At 63.3% G+C, this 13861-nt stretch carries 14 protein-coding genes; 9 read left to right on the forward strand and 5 right to left on the reverse strand.

Annotated features, from left to right (window positions below):
- Positions 1-37: 37 nt before the first annotated feature.
- Genes pcaG through pcaD form a run of 4 tightly spaced genes read right to left on the reverse strand, consistent with a single transcriptional unit; the run spans position 38 to position 2682 of the window.
- Positions 38-664: a protocatechuate 3,4-dioxygenase subunit alpha gene (gene pcaG, locus ACTIFE_RS01210; protein ID WP_439527334.1), complete on the reverse strand. Its 627-nt coding sequence runs from the start codon at positions 662-664 to the stop codon at positions 38-40.
- A gap of 2 nt (positions 665-666) precedes the next feature.
- Positions 667-1422: a protocatechuate 3,4-dioxygenase subunit beta gene (pcaH, locus tag ACTIFE_RS01215; RefSeq protein WP_439527335.1), complete on the reverse strand. Its 756-nt coding sequence runs from the start codon at positions 1420-1422 to the stop codon at positions 667-669.
- Positions 1419-1832 (reverse strand): 4-carboxymuconolactone decarboxylase, encoded by a 414-nt coding sequence (pcaC, locus tag ACTIFE_RS01220; protein ID WP_439527373.1) that lies wholly within the window; start codon positions 1830-1832, stop codon positions 1419-1421. Before pcaC ends, pcaH begins: the two co-directional genes overlap by 4 nt.
- Positions 1833-1887: 55 nt before the next feature.
- Complete coding sequence (gene pcaD / locus ACTIFE_RS01225; RefSeq protein WP_439527336.1) at positions 1888-2682, reverse strand: 3-oxoadipate enol-lactonase; 795 nt, start codon at positions 2680-2682, stop codon at positions 1888-1890.
- A 126-nt stretch (positions 2683-2808) separates the two neighbouring features.
- Between pcaD and pcaQ the strand changes: the two genes are divergently transcribed.
- From pcaQ to cysN, 6 genes are all read left to right on the forward strand, one after another.
- Entirely contained in the window at positions 2809-3741 is a 933-nt protein-coding gene (pcaQ, locus tag ACTIFE_RS01230) for a pca operon transcription factor PcaQ (RefSeq protein WP_439527337.1), read from the forward strand.
- A 190-nt stretch (positions 3742-3931) separates the two neighbouring features.
- Complete coding sequence (locus ACTIFE_RS01235; RefSeq protein WP_439527338.1) at positions 3932-4960, forward strand: TRAP transporter substrate-binding protein; 1029 nt, start codon at positions 3932-3934, stop codon at positions 4958-4960.
- A 120-nt stretch (positions 4961-5080) separates the two neighbouring features.
- On the forward strand, positions 5081-5578 hold the full coding sequence (locus ACTIFE_RS01240; protein ID WP_439527339.1) for a TRAP transporter small permease: 498 nt from the start codon (positions 5081-5083) through the stop codon (positions 5576-5578).
- Positions 5571-6959: a TRAP transporter large permease gene (locus ACTIFE_RS01245; RefSeq protein WP_439527340.1), complete on the forward strand. Its 1389-nt coding sequence runs from the start codon at positions 5571-5573 to the stop codon at positions 6957-6959. Before ACTIFE_RS01240 ends, ACTIFE_RS01245 begins: the two co-directional genes overlap by 8 nt.
- 334 nt (positions 6960-7293) lie before the next feature.
- The gene (gene cysD / locus ACTIFE_RS01250; RefSeq protein ID WP_439527341.1) at positions 7294-8199 is read left to right on the forward strand and encodes a sulfate adenylyltransferase subunit CysD; all 906 of its coding nucleotides are present in this window, start codon (positions 7294-7296) and stop codon (positions 8197-8199) included.
- A gap of 2 nt (positions 8200-8201) precedes the next feature.
- Positions 8202-10139, forward strand: a complete 1938-nt coding sequence (cysN, locus tag ACTIFE_RS01255) for a sulfate adenylyltransferase subunit CysN (protein WP_439527342.1) — start codon at positions 8202-8204, stop codon at positions 10137-10139.
- 330 nt (positions 10140-10469) lie between these two features.
- Here the strand turns inward: cysN and znuA are convergent, their stop codons facing one another.
- A complete protein-coding gene (znuA, locus tag ACTIFE_RS01260; RefSeq protein WP_439527343.1) occupies positions 10470-11492 on the reverse strand; it encodes a zinc ABC transporter substrate-binding protein ZnuA in 1023 nt (340 codons plus the stop codon).
- 117 nt (positions 11493-11609) lie between these two features.
- Here znuA and ACTIFE_RS01265 point away from each other — a divergent pair, with 117 nt between their 5' ends.
- Genes ACTIFE_RS01265 through ACTIFE_RS01275 form a run of 3 tightly spaced genes read left to right on the forward strand, consistent with a single transcriptional unit; the run spans position 11610 to position 13819 of the window.
- Positions 11610-12524, forward strand: a complete 915-nt coding sequence (locus ACTIFE_RS01265; protein ID WP_439527344.1) for an ATP-binding cassette domain-containing protein — start codon at positions 11610-11612, stop codon at positions 12522-12524.
- A complete protein-coding gene (locus ACTIFE_RS01270; protein ID WP_439527345.1) occupies positions 12514-13338 on the forward strand; it encodes a metal ABC transporter permease in 825 nt (274 codons plus the stop codon). The genes ACTIFE_RS01265 and ACTIFE_RS01270 overlap by 11 nt, the downstream gene beginning before the upstream one ends.
- 16 nt (positions 13339-13354) lie before the next feature.
- The gene (locus ACTIFE_RS01275) at positions 13355-13819 is read left to right on the forward strand and encodes a Fur family transcriptional regulator (RefSeq protein ID WP_439527346.1); all 465 of its coding nucleotides are present in this window, start codon (positions 13355-13357) and stop codon (positions 13817-13819) included.
- The last annotated feature ends 42 nt before the right edge of the window (positions 13820-13861 follow it).

Consider the following 13861-nt stretch of genomic DNA (forward strand, 5'->3'; position numbering starts at 1 on the left):
GACCGGACCGGTGGGCGGTCCGGTCCCGGCAGGGCGGTCAGATGTCGAAGAAGACAGTTTCCCGATCGCCCTGCAGATGGATGTCGAAGCGGTAGACAATTCCGTCCGGCGTCTCCTGCCGCTCCGCGATCAGCGTCTTGCGGCGGACCTCCTGCTCGATCAGCCGGAGAACCGGGTCAGACGCGTTGGCGGCTTCTTCGTCGGAGAAGTAAAGCCTTGTGTTCAAACCGATATTGATGCCGCGCGCGACAATCCAGAGGCTGATGTGCGGCGCCTGCGGCCGGCCGTCGCGCCAGGGCACCGAGCCCGGCTTGATGCTGTCGAAGACGAAGACGCCGGTGTCAAAATCCGAGCAGGAGCGGCCCCAGCCGCGAAAATCCGGGTCGAGCGCCTTGGTCTGGGTGTCGTCCGGATGGTTGAACCGGCCCTCGCTGTTGGCCTGCCAGCTCTCGACCAGCACGTCGCGCACCGGCGTGCCCGTGCCATCCAGCACGCGGCCCTCGATGCGGAGGCGGGTGCCTCTTGTCTGAGGGCCTGCAACCACATGTGAGAAGTTCTTCTCGAAGATGTCGAAGCCGGCGGCCGCCGGTGCGAGGCCGATATGGACGTAAGGGCCGGCCGTCTGGCTGGTCGTCTCGGAGAGGTAGTTGAGCGGCTGCACCATGGTCAGTTTCCTTCCAGCCGGTTCTCGAACAGGGTGGACCGCCGCCCGCGCAGGACGATGTCGAACTTGTAGGCGCGGCAGTCGAGCGGCACGGTGGCACGCAGGTCCAGTGGTGCGATCAGGCGCTTGATCGCCTCGGGGTCCGGGATCGTCTTGACGATCGGGCAGACGTCGATGAGCGGATCGCCCTCGAAATACATCTGTGTGATCAGGCGCTGGGTGAAGGAGCGGCCGAAGATCGAGAAGTGGATATGCGCCGGGCGCCAGCTGTTGACATAGTTGCGCCAGGGATAGGGGCCCGGCTTGATGGTGCGGAAGTAATAGTAGCCGTTCTCGTCCGTCAGGCAGCGGCCGCAGCCGCCGAAATTCGGGTCGATCGGCGCGAGATAGGTATCCTTCTTATGCCGGTAGCGGCCGCCGGCATTGGCCTGCCAGAACTCGACCAGCGTGTGCGGCACCCCGCGCCCGTTCTCGTCCAGCACCCGCCCATGCACGATGATGCGCTCGCCGATGGGCTCGCCGGTCTTGGCGTAATTGAGGATCAGGTCATTGTCGAGCGGCCCGAGGTCATCGGCGGTGAACACCGGGCCGGTGATCTCGCCGATGCCCTGTTCCAGCGACAAGAGCGCCTTCTGCGGCGAGCGCGTGACCGACGTCTTGTAGATCGGAGTAAAGGCCGGCGGATGAACGGTCAAGTCGCGCTGGTAATAGTCGCCCTCGCGAGGCCCCGAGGGGCGGTTGGTGCCGAAGCTGCTCACGGCTGCTCTCCCTTGTGGCGAACGGTGTTGCCGTCCTCCGGTTCACGCAATTCATCATCCAGCCGCCCTGCCGCAGCCAGCGCTTCCCGGGCAATGCGGAAAGCGGTGTTGGCCGCCGGTACCCCGGCGTAGATGGCCACATGCATCAAGGCTTCGCGGATGTCGCGGGCAGATGCGCCGGTGTTGATGGTGGCCCTGACATGCATCGCCAGTTCCTCATGATGGCCGAGCCCGGCCAGAAGCGCGATGGTGACGAGGCTGCGTTCACGCGTTGTCAGCGTGTCGTCGCTCCACACCGTCCCCCAGGCGCCCTCGACGATCAGGGTCTGGAAGTCGGCGTCAAAGGGGGTCATGCTGGCGACCGAGCGGTCGACATGGGCATCGCCCAGCACGGCGCGGCGTGTTGCCATGCCGCCGGCGTGGCGCGACCCGGGCGAGCGGACCTTGGGGGCTGCGGGCACGGGATCAGACAACGGCGGTCTCCTCAAGAAAGGCATCAAGGGCAGCGCAGAAGGCGTCCGGGGTCTCGATGCAGGGCAGGTGGCCAGCGCCTGAGATCAAGGTGAAGCGGGCGTCCTGGATCAGCCGGGCGGTGGCCTCGACCAGCGCCGGCGGTGTCGCGCCGTCCTCGCTGCCGGCGATCACCAGCGTCGGCATGGTGAGCTGCGATGTGCTGTGTGTCAGGTCGGCGGCGGCAAGGGCGGCGCAGGTGGCGAGATAGCCTGCGCGCGGCGTGCGCGTCAGCATCGCGCGCCAGCCGGCAAGTGCGACGGGCTCCGCGCTGCGGAAGGCGGCCGAGAACCAGCGTTCCAGGATCGGATCAGCGATGGCCTCGATCCCGCCTGCCTCGATCAGGCGGATGCGGTCCTGCCAGGTCTCGGCCGTGCCGATGCGGGCGGCGGTGTTGCTGAGGACGAGCGCTGGCACCTTGTCCGGATGACGCGCCGCAAAGCCCTGCGCCACAAGCCCGCCGACCGACAGGCCGACGAGAATGCAGCGGTGGATGCCAAGCTGCGCGAGCACCGCCGTAAGGTCATCGACCAGATCGTCGATGGAGTAGGGGCCTTCGGGACAATCGGAGAGGCCATGGCCGCGCGCATCGTGACGGATGACACGCATGCGGCCTTTCAGGTGATCTGCGACCGCATCCCAGCTGCGCAGGTCGGTTCCAAGCGAATTGCACAGAACGACTGCCGGCAAGTGCGTCTCGCCGCTATCGTCCACATGCAAGGCCAGACCGTTTGCCGCGATCATGCGCATGGTTTGTTCCCTGGGGCTCCCGGCTGATGCGGTGTCCGATCAGCCTGTTCTTGTGCTTGCCCTATATTTCATCCATGCTTCGGTTATGTAAAATGAGAAATCAGGTCATTTGTATAACTGAAAGGAATGAAAGTGATCGATCCGCGGGTGAAATACCGGCACATCCAGTGCTTCCTCGAGGTCGCGCGCCTGCGCAGCCTGGTGAAGGCGGCTGAGGAATTGTCGATCACCCAGCCCGCCGTTTCCAAGACCCTGCGCGAGCTGGAAGAGATCCTTGAGGTTCGCCTCTTCGACCGTTCCCGCAAGGGCGTGGTGCTGACGCAGTTCGGCGAAGTGCTGCTGCATTACGCCGGCGCCAGCCTGGCGGCGTTGAAGCAGGGGCTGGACAGCGTCGCCCAGGCGCGCATGTCGGGAGAGTCCTATCTCAACATCGGCGTGTTGCCGAGCGTGGCGGCCCGGATTGTGCCGACAGCGGTGCAGCGGTTCCTCGCCGAAAGCGTCGAGACCACGCTGACGCTGATCACCGGGCCGAACACGTTCCTGCTCAGCCGGCTGCGGTTGGGTGAGCTGGATCTCGTGGTCGGTCGCCTGGCTGACCCGGAACAGATGGCAGGCCTGTCCTTCACCCATCTCTATTCCGAGAGCGTGTCGTTCGTGGTGCGCAAGGGGCATCCGTTGCTGGTTCGCAAGCCGCTCGATATCCGGCGCCTCGCCGAATATGTCGTGCTCTATCCGACGCAGGAAGCGATCATCCGGCCCTATGTAGAGCGCCTGCTGATTGCCGCCGGTGTCACCAACCTGCCGCGCCGCGTCGAGACGATCTCCAACACGTTCGGCCGCAGCTTTACCCTCGACACCGATGCCGTGTGGATCATTTCATCCGGCGTGGTCTCGCGCGATGTGGCGGCAGGCGATCTGGTTGAATTGCCGATCGAGACCACGGGCACGACCGGGCCGGTGGGGCTGACGACACGGGCTGACACAGCCCCGACACCAGCCCTTGTCATGTTGCAGGCCTGTCTGCGGTTCGCGGCAGACAAGGCGGACGTCCGTTTGTAATCTAGCGGCAAAGCTGCATAACTACAGGTTATGCAGCTTCGATGATTGTTCATTTTACATAACGAAAGCGGATGGGTAGCGTGAAGCTCAGATCCTTGTTGGCAGGAGGAGCGGCACGTCTGTGCTGACTGGCGGCAAGGGCAATGAAGGGGCGCGGTCCGCTGGCCCCTCAACACAGGGAGGACCACAGATGAAGCGTATTCTCGCAGTGGCGACCGGGCTGGTCACAGCCTCGATGATGATCGCCAGCGCCTCGGCGCAGGAAGTCAAACTGACCCTGCACCATTTCCTCGGGCCGAAGGCTCCGGCGCAGACCCAGATGCTGGAACCCTGGGCGAAAAGCGTCGAGGAAGCCTCGGGCGGTCGGATCAAGGTCGAGATTTTCCCGGCCATGTCGCTCGGCGGCAAGCCGCCGGAACTCTACCGCCAGGTGCGCGACGGCGTTGTCGATATCGTCTGGACCGTGCTCGGCTATACACCAGGGACGTTCCCGCGCAGCGAAGTGTTCGAACTGCCGACGGTCCACAAGGGCTCGGCGATGCAGACAACTGTTGCCCTCACTGGCGCCTTCGACTTGGTCGCCGAGGACTTCAAGGACGTGAAGCCGATCCTGCTGCACACCCATGGTGGCCAGGCGTTCCACATGGTCAGCAAGCCGATCCGCAAGCCGGAAGACCTGACCGGCTTGAAAGTCAGGACACCTTCGCGCACTGGCGGCTGGACCATCGAAGCCTATGGCGCTGAACCGGTCGGCATGCCGGTACCCGAAGTGCCGGAAGCCCTGTCCAAGGGCGTTCTCGACGGAACGCTTGTGCCATTCGAGATCTTCCCGGCGTTGAAGCTGCAGGAACTGACGCAATACTCCACGGAAGGGGCCGGCGGCACCCGTTTCGGCACCTCCACCTTCATGATTGCCATGAACAAGGACCGCTATGACAGCCTGCCGGACGATCTGAAGAAGGTCATCGACGACCATTCCATGGGCAACATCGCCGCCCAGTATGGCGCGGTCTGGGATGGCATCGAGAATGGCGGCAAGGACCTGCGCAAGTCCAAGGGCGAGTTGATCGAACTGACGGCCGAAGAAACCAAGGCCTTTGATGATCGCGGCCAGATCGTGGTTGATCGCTGGATCAAGGAAGCAACGGGCAACGGCCTTGATGGCGCTGCCATGGTCGAAAAGGCCCGTGCGCTCGTGATCGAAGCGCCGGCCAAGTAAGGCGCATGAACTGACAGCGGCCGGGAACGCGATCCGTTTCCGGCCGCTTGCCTTCTGCGCTATCAGGGGACTGCAGAGTGCCCGAGGGAGGGCACCTGAGACACTATCCATGGAGGCGGCATGATTTCCCTGCTGCGCAAAGCAACGGCGGCCTGGGCGCTTCTCGGCGGCCTGTTCATCCTCGCCATCGTCCTCGTCACGACTGTCAATGTCAGCGCTTTCACGGCCAACCGGATTGCCGGACTGTTCGGCGCAACGGTTGCCGGCATTTCCGGATACGAAGACTTCGTTCGGCTGGCGATCAGCGTCGCGGCACTGTCCTTCATCCCCTATTGCCAGCTGAAGCGCGGGCATGTGGTGGTGGACCTCTTCGTGCAGTCGTTGCCGAAGGTCGTGCGGTCCGGACTGGACAAGCTCTGGCTGGCGACCACGGGCTTCATCGCGGTCTTTCTGGCCTACTGGATGTGGATCGGCCTGAACGAGACGATGGGCGACCAGACGCGTACGGCCATTCTCGGCTGGCAGGAATGGCCCTGGTACGGACCGGGCGTGATTTCGATGCTCCTGTGGGCGCTGGTCTGCGTGATGCAACTGTTTGAAGGGGAAGCCCGTGGGTGAGGCAGAACTGATTGGCCTGATCGGCCTTGGCCTGTTGTTCGGGCTCCTGATTTTGCGCGTGCCGGTCGGTCTGGCCATGATCCTGGTCGGCATTGGCGGCATGTTTGCCCTGTCGCTGGCGCTGCCGCATGTCCGTTTCGAGCCTTATATCAAGCAGTTCAAGTCGCTCCTGTGGACCAACATGGCGAGCTACGACCTCTCGGTCGTGCCGCTGTTTGTGTTCATGGGCTATCTCGCCAGCCACGCCAATCTCAGCCGCGATCTGTTCCAGGGCATGAATGCACTGATGGGCCGGGTGAAAGGGGGCGTCGCGATCTCCGCCATCGGTGCCTGCGCAGGATTTGGAGCGGTCTGCGGCTCCTCTCTGGCCACCGCCTCGACCATGGGCAGGGTCGCCCTACCGGAACTGCGGCGGCTGAACTATTCGCCGCGGCTGGCGACCGGTACGCTGGCGGCCGGCGGTACGCTCGGTATTCTCATTCCGCCCTCGGTGGCCTTGGTCATCTATGCGGTGATCGTGGAGGCCTCGATCATCGAGATGTTCCGTGCGGCCGTCATTCCCGGCTTTATTGCCGTTGTCGCCTTCATCGCGGTCATTGCGATCCAGGTCAGGCTGAACCCGTCACTGGCTCCCGTGGCGGCTACCATGCCGCGCGACGAGCGCAACCGGGCACTGTTGCGCCTCATCCCGGTGGTCCTGATCTTCGGATCGATCATTCTCGGCCTCGGCATCGGGCTGTTCACGCCGACGCCGGCTGCGGCCATCGGTGTCTTCGTCATCCTTGTCTATGGCTTTTCCCAGCGGCTTTGGGGTGCGGAAGGGCTGACCGTGGGCAAGACCAAGGATGCCTTGCTGGAAACGGCCGTCACCAGCGGCATGATCTATTTCATCTTGTTCGGGGCGGAGGTGGTGAAGGGCTTCTTCACCCGCGCCGGCCTTCCGTCAGGCCTCGCGGAATGGGCCGGCAGCAGTGGGCTTGACCCCTGGGTCGTGCTGATCGCGATCCTGATCATTCTGGTCATCCTCGGCTGCTTCATGGAAAGCCTGGCGATGATCCTGGTCATGGTGCCGTTCTTCTGGCCGGTGCTGATCGATCTCAACGGCGGCGACTATGTCACGGCTGCAACGGCGGCTTATGGCCTGACAGCGGATGAACTGAAAATCTGGTTCGGCATCCTGACATTGATCGTCGTGGAACTGGGGCTGATCACACCGCCGGTGGGCCTCAATGTCTTCATCATCAATGCGCTGGCCAAGGACGTGCCGATGACCGAGACCTTCAAAGGTGTGTTGCCGTTCTTTGGCATGGAGATCGTGCGGGTGGGGCTGCTGCTCGCCTTTCCGGTGATCGTGCTCTTCATTCCAAGGTTCTTCGGCTAGCCCGACACTTGCACGTTCAAGTCGCCGCACCGGTCAGCACCCCGGGCCCTTCAGCTGTCCCGGACGCTGATGCATTGATGGCGCATTGATGCAAAGCGTTCTGCCGGCAGGTGGCCGGATTCCCGGCTGGGAACTGCGGTCGTCGGGCGGGATTGATCCCCTGCCGAAGGGATTTCTCTGCTAGGCGAGAAAAACGAACCGGAAAAGCCGTTCCTCCCAAAAGCCCGCAAAACCGTTTCTTATGCGAAGCGGCCCGCTTTTGTAGGGTTACGCCATGATCGCCCCAGCCGCCGAACCGCGGTGAGACCCGGGGGCGCGAGGGAAGAAGCGGCGCATGTCTGATCGGCTCAGCAATCTCCGGCGGCTTGAAGCGGAGAGCATTCACATCATCCGCGAGGTTGCGGCCGAGTTCCGCAATCCTGTGATGCTCTATTCCATCGGCAAGGATTCGTCGGTCATGCTGCATCTGGCGATGAAGGCCTTCTATCCGTCGAAGCCGCCTTTCCCGCTGATGCATGTCGATACCGGCTGGAAGTTCCGCGAAATGATCTCCTTCCGCGACGAGACGGTGAAGCGGCTCGGGCTGGACCTGATCATCCACACCAATCCGGAAGGCCTTGCCCAGGGCATCAATCCGTTTGATCACGGCTCGTCGGTCCACACCCACGTGATGAAGACCGAGGCGCTGAAGCAGGCGCTGACCAAATACGGCTTCGACGCGGCCTTTGGCGGCGCGCGCCGGGACGAGGAAAAGAGCCGCGCCAAGGAGCGAGTATTCTCCTTCCGCACTGCCTCGCACACCTGGGACCCGAAGAACCAGCGCCCGGAACTGTGGAACCTCTACAATGCCCGGGTGGCCAAGGGCGAATCCATCCGCGCCTTCCCGCTGTCCAACTGGACCGAACTGGACATCTGGCAGTACATCCTGGCCGAGAACATCCCGATGGTGCCGCTCTACTACGCCGCCCCGCGTCCGGTTGTCGAGCGCGACGGCATGCTGATCATGGTCGACGATGACCGGATGAAGATCCGCCCCGGCGAGACCGTCGAGGAAAAGGTGGTCCGCTTCCGCACGCTCGGCTGCTATCCGCTCACCGGCGCCATCGAATCCGATGCCGCGACCCTGCCGGCCATCCTGCGCGAGATGCTGATTGCCCGCACCTCCGAGCGCTCCGGCCGCCTGATTGACCACGACGACGCTGCCTCGATGGAAAAGAAGAAGCGCGAAGGATACTTCTGATCATGGATTTCACGGATCACCTCGCCTCCGAAGAGGTTGTGCTCGATTACATCCGGGCGCAGCAGAACAAGGACCAGCTCCGCTTCCTGACCTGCGGCAGCGTCGATGACGGCAAGTCGACCCTGATCGGTCGGCTGCTCTATGACACCAAGCTGATCTTCGAGGACCAACTGGCGGCCCTTGAACGCGACAGCCGCCGGCATGGCACGGTCGGTGAGGACATCGACCTGGCGCTGCTGGTCGACGGCCTTGAGGCCGAGCGCGAGCAGGGCATCACCATCGATGTCGCCTACCGCTTCTTTGCCACGGACAAGCGCAAGTTCATCGTCGCCGATACGCCCGGCCACGAGCAATATACCCGCAACATGGCGACCGGCGCCTCCACCGCCGATCTCGCCGTGTTGCTGGTCGATGCCCGTCACGGGCTGATGACCCAGACGCGCCGGCATGCCTTCATCGCTTCGCTGCTGGGCATCCGCCACATCGTGCTGGCCGTGAACAAGATCGACCTCGTTGATTTCTCGCAGGCGCGCTTTGACGAGATCCAGGACGATTTTGCCGCACTCAGCGGCAACTTTCGCTTCGAGACCGTGGTTGCAGTGCCGATGTCGGCCCGCTACGGCGACAATGTCACCAGCCGCTCGGGCCGGATGCCCTGGTATCAGGGGCCGACGCTGCTTGAACACCTTGAGACCGTCGATGTCGGCGAGAAGGAAACGGCTGCCGAGTTCCGGTTCCCCGTCCAGTGGGTCAACCGTCCGAACCTCGACTTCCGCGGCTATTCCGGCACGCTCGCCAGCGGTCTCGTCACCGTCGGCAGCAACGTGACGGTTGCCGCGTCTGGCAAGAGCTCGACTGTCACCCGCATCGTCAACGGCTTCTCTGACGTGGACAGTGCCAGGGCAGGGGAGGCGGTCACGCTGGTCCTGCGCGACGAGATCGACATTTCCCGCGGCGACGTGCTGTCGCGCTCCGACGAGCGCCCGGCAGTGGCTGACAACCTGTCGGCGCATGTGATCTGGATGGCCGACGCAGACCTGCTGCCGGGCCGTTCCTATCTCTTGAAGATCGGCACAAGGACCGTGACGGCGACGCTCACGGCACTGGCGCACAAGGTCAACGTCAACACCTTCGAGGAGGCCCCGGCAGAAACGCTCGCGCTCAACGAGATCGCGCTGGCCGAATTCAGCCTGTCCGCGCCGATTGCGCTGGATCCGTATCGTTCGAACCGCACCACCGGCTCCTTCATCCTGATCGACCGGATGAGCAATGCCACGGTCGGGGCCGGCATGGTGGTGAAGGCGGAGCGGCGGGCCAGCAACATCCACTGGCAGGCGCTGGACGTGGACAAGGAAGCCCGTGCGGTAAGCCTGCGGCAGAAGCCGGCGGTGCTGTGGTTCACCGGCCTGTCCGGATCCGGCAAGTCGACCATCGCCTCCATTGTCGAGAAGAAGCTGCATCTGGAGGGCCGCCACACCTATGTGCTCGACGGCGACAACATCCGCCACGGCCTGAACAAGGACCTTGGCTTCTCCGACGCCGACCGGGTGGAGAACATCCGCCGTGTCGCGGAGGTCTCGCGGCTCTTCGTGGATGCTGGCCTGATCGTGCTGGTGTCCTTCATCTCACCGTTCCGGGCCGAGCGCGAAATGGCGCGTGACCTTCTGGGCAAGGGGGAATTTGTCGAGATCTTCGTCGACACGCCCATCGAGGAGTGCCGCAAGCGCGATCCGAAGGGGCTTTATGCAAAGGCGGATGCGGGGCAGATCGCCAACTTTACCGGCATCGACAGCCCCTACGAAGCTCCCGAGACACCGGAACTGCGGGTAGCCACAGTCGGCCGTGATCCGGAGGCGGTGGCCGAGGACGTGCTCAACCACTTGCGCCGTGCCGGTATCATCGCCGCCAACGGCTATGTCTTCGGCGGTGAGGGCATCTGACCGCTTGTGGGATGTGAAGATCATCGCCCGGCTGTGCGGCCGGGCGGTTAGTGACTGCAAACAACACCACCGATGTCACCCCGGGCGCAGCGAAGACCCGGGGCCTACTCGTTTCCAGAGCCGACGAGACAGGCACGGCGCACCGCAAACACCGGTCCGACCCGCGTCACTATCCTCCCCGCAGCTCCCCTTTCACTGCTCTGGAACCGAGTGGGCCCGGCTCTCGCGTTGCTCGGCCGGGGGGACACGGAGCGGGGTTGGGATGGCGCGCGGGTGATGCCGCCCGACAGCAACCGTGCCAACTGCCGGGCAACGTCGTTTCCAGTGCCCTTACTTGATGAGACACCCCTTCAACGACCCGGCCATGCCGCGCAGTAGCTGTTCGTAAAGCTCCGGGCCGTTGGGCAATGAGGCACCGAGGGGATCAAGGACACCGGTACCGACAGAGGTGCCTTCGATCAGCATGGTCACCAGTTTCGGCTCAAACTGCGGTTCGGAAAAGACACAGGCCACCTGCAGGCCGGTGATCTTTTCGCGCAACTCGCTCACCCGCTCCGCGCCCGGCTGGACTTCTGGGCTGAGCGTGATCGATCCAGTTGCCTCAACGCCGAAACGCTTCTCGAAATACTGGTAGGCGTCATGGAAGACGATGAAGGGTTTACCCTTCAAGGGGGCCAGTTCGGCAACCAGTTCCGCTTCCAGCACTGTCAGCCGTGCTGTCAGCGTTTCGGCATTGGCCTTGTAGGTCGCGGCGTTGGCCGGGTCGACGTCGGCCAGATGCTCCTCGATTTCATGCACCATGGCGCGGGCATTTGCCGGATCAAGCCACAGATGGGCATCGAACGCGCCATGCGCATGATCGTGCCCATGATCGTGCCCATGACTGTGACCGTGACCATCTGGCTTTGCCTTTGGTGCATGATCGTGGCCGTGGGCATGGCCTTCGTCGCCGTGATCATGCTCCTCGAAGTTGCCGCCTTCGCGGATCGGCAGGTGGACGATGTCATGCGCCTCTGCCAGTTCAACGGCCTTTGCTTTCTCGCCAAGAGTGTTGATCGGCTTTTCCAGGAATGCTTCCAGTTCCGGGCCAACCCAGAACACCAGATCCGCATTGGCAATGGTTCTGGCCGTGGACGGCTTCAACGCGAAAGTATGGGGCGATGCGGCCCCGTCGACGATGATGTCCGGGGTCCCGACGCCTTGCATCACAGCCGCGACCAGGGAATGGACAGGCTTGATCGACGCCACGACCTTCGGTGCGGCATGTCCTGCACCGGCGAGGGCTGGCAGGAACAGGGCGCAACTGGCCAGCAGCCAGGCGGCACGGTTTGGAGAGAACGAAAAGCGGGACATGCCAGTCTCCTGTTGGTTGGATTGAGCGTTTGTAATGTTATAACAAGAATTGCGTAACCCTATAACGTGTGACATAAGCGGAGGCAATCCTCTTCTGCATCAAGGTGCCGTGTCGCCGTGTCGCAAACCAATCCGGGCGACCTCGTTCGCCTCGTCAATGCCGGGATCTACCGGGACACTCGCTGGCTCGTGCGGGGCGTTGACCTGACTGTCGCCCCTCGGGAGATCGTCACGCTGGTCGGGCCGAATGGCTCGGGCAAGTCGACAACGGCCAAGATGGCGTTGGGCATCCTGCGGCCAACTGAAGGCAGTGCCGAGCGCCGGGCCGATCTGCGGATCGGCTATGTGCCGCAAAAGCTGGCAATCGACTGGACCTTGCCGCTGACCGTCGACCGGTTCATGCGTCTGACCGGACCACTGGCGGCGAGTGACAGCCGGGACGCCCTCAGTATGACCGGCGTGACGCATCTGTTGCGTGCAGAGATGCGCAATCTGTCCGGCGGCGAAATGCAGCGCGTGCTGATGGCCCGCGCAATAGCGCGCAAGCCCGACCTCCTTGTGCTGGACGAACCGGTGCAGGGCGTCGATTTCACCGGCGAAATCATACTCTACGACCTGATCAAGGCGGTGCGTGACGAGATCGGCTGCGGCATCCTGATGATCTCGCATGATCTGCATGTGGTGATGGCGGCGACGGACCAGGTGATCTGTCTCAATGGCCATGTTTGCTGTCGCGGCACACCGGTCAGCGTGGCGCGATCTTCGGCCTATCGTGAGTTGTTCGGGCCGCGCGCCGCCGGCGCCCTTGCCGTCTATGAACACGCACACGACCATGAGCATTTGCCGGACGGCACCGTTCGTCATTCGGATGGCAGCATCACCGAGCATTGTCATCCTGGGGACGGACATCACGCAACTGGCCATGCCCATGATCACCTTCACGACCACGACCACGACCACGACCACGACCATGGCCACGATCATTCCGGACACCGCCCCCTGATCGTGAAGGAGCCCACCGATGCTCGATGACTTCTTCGTTCGCGCAGTCATTGCGGGCCTGGGGGTTGCCTTTGTAGCCGGTCCGCTGGGGTGTTTCATTGTCTGGCGGCGGCTGGCCTATTTCGGCGATACCCTGTCGCATGCGGCGCTGCTCGGCGTCGCGCTGGCCTTTTTGCTGGAAATCAACATCACCCTGGCCGTATTCGCGGTCTGCACGGTCATCTCGTTGCTGCTGCTGGCGTTGCAAAAGCGCGGTGGCCTCTCGTCCGATGCCTTGCTCGGCTTGCTCGCCCATTCCTCCCTTGCGCTGGGCCTTGTCTGCCTGGCCTTCATGACCTGGGTGCGGATGGATCTGATGGGCTTCCTGTTCGGAGATATCCTGTCGGTGTCGCGGCTGGACATCGGCCTGATCTATGGCGGCGGCATCGTCGTGCTGGCTGTGCTGGTATGGATCTGGCGGCCCCTGTTTGCTGCAACAGTCAGTGCGGATCTTGCCGAGGCAGAAGGCTTGCGACCGGAGCGGGCGAACCTCATTTTCATGGTGCTGATGGCAACTGTCATCGCCATTGCCATGAAGATCGTCGGTGTCCTGCTGATCACGGCCTTGCTGATCATTCCTGCGGCCACCGCCCGCCGTCTTGCCTCGGGCCCCGAACAGATGGCGTTTCTGGCTGCGCTCTCGGGCGGGGCGACCGTACTTGTTGGCCTCTACGGTTCGCTGGAATTCGATACACCGTCAGGACCGTCCATCGTGGTAGCGGCCATGCTGCTTTTCGGTGTAAGCCTGACGCGGGTTGCAAGAGTGATCGGCAGTTTCATGCGGCGCATGGGCAAAGAAACCTGAACTGAGGAACGAGGACATGGCTGAGCATTCGCATGATCACGCGGCCTCCGGTCATGACCACGACCATGCGCATGACCATGGCAGCGCGCCGGCCAAGCTGACCCGCAACCAGACGCTGGTCTTTGGCGCCTTGTCACGGGCCGGCGGGCCGCTCACGGCTTACACGATCCTCGACCAGCTGCGCGATGACGGCTTCCGCGCCCCGCTGCAGGTCTACCGAGCACTGGAAAAGCTGGTCGAGTTCGGCATGGTGCACCGGCTGGAGAGCCTCAACGCCTTCGTCGCCTGCAGCCATCCGCAATGCGTCGACCACGAGACCATGGCCTTTGCCATCTGCGAGAGCTGCGGTTCTGTGAGCGAGTTTGCCGATGCGGCGATCACGCGCCAGCTCAAGGGCTGGGCGGGCGACAACGGCTTTGCGCTGGCCAAGACCACCATTGAGCTGCGCGGCACCTGCCGCACCTGCCAGGCGGCCGTCTGAGCCGGCACGCAGTCTGCCGCAGCGCGATCCGCATCCTTGCGA

The organism is Pannonibacter sp., assembly GCF_051860505.1.
In the GTDB taxonomy this organism is placed as follows: domain Bacteria; phylum Pseudomonadota; class Alphaproteobacteria; order Rhizobiales; family Stappiaceae; genus Pannonibacter.

What these genes read in the sequence shown, in the direction of transcription:
- pcaG (WP_439527334.1), bottom strand. Translation starts at nt 664, where the DNA reads ATGGTGCAGCCGCTCAACTACCTCTCCGAGACGACCAGCCAGACGGCC.
- ACTIFE_RS01270 (WP_439527345.1), top strand. Translation starts at nt 12,514, where the DNA reads ATGCTCGATGACTTCTTCGTTCGCGCAGTCATTGCGGGCCTGGGGGTT.
- pcaC (WP_439527373.1), bottom strand. Translation starts at nt 1,832, where the DNA reads ATGGCAACACGCCGCGCCGTGCTGGGCGATGCCCATGTCGACCGCTCG.
- cysD (WP_439527341.1), top strand. Translation starts at nt 7,294, where the DNA reads ATGTCTGATCGGCTCAGCAATCTCCGGCGGCTTGAAGCGGAGAGCATT.
- cysN (WP_439527342.1), top strand. Translation starts at nt 8,202, where the DNA reads ATGGATTTCACGGATCACCTCGCCTCCGAAGAGGTTGTGCTCGATTAC.
- ACTIFE_RS01240 (WP_439527339.1), top strand. Translation starts at nt 5,081, where the DNA reads ATGATTTCCCTGCTGCGCAAAGCAACGGCGGCCTGGGCGCTTCTCGGC.
- ACTIFE_RS01235 (WP_439527338.1), top strand. Translation starts at nt 3,932, where the DNA reads ATGAAGCGTATTCTCGCAGTGGCGACCGGGCTGGTCACAGCCTCGATG.
- znuA (WP_439527343.1), bottom strand. Translation starts at nt 11,492, where the DNA reads ATGTCCCGCTTTTCGTTCTCTCCAAACCGTGCCGCCTGGCTGCTGGCC.
- pcaQ (WP_439527337.1), top strand. Translation starts at nt 2,809, where the DNA reads ATGAAAGTGATCGATCCGCGGGTGAAATACCGGCACATCCAGTGCTTC.
- pcaD (WP_439527336.1), bottom strand. Translation starts at nt 2,682, where the DNA reads ATGCGCATGATCGCGGCAAACGGTCTGGCCTTGCATGTGGACGATAGC.
- ACTIFE_RS01275 (WP_439527346.1), top strand. Translation starts at nt 13,355, where the DNA reads ATGGCTGAGCATTCGCATGATCACGCGGCCTCCGGTCATGACCACGAC.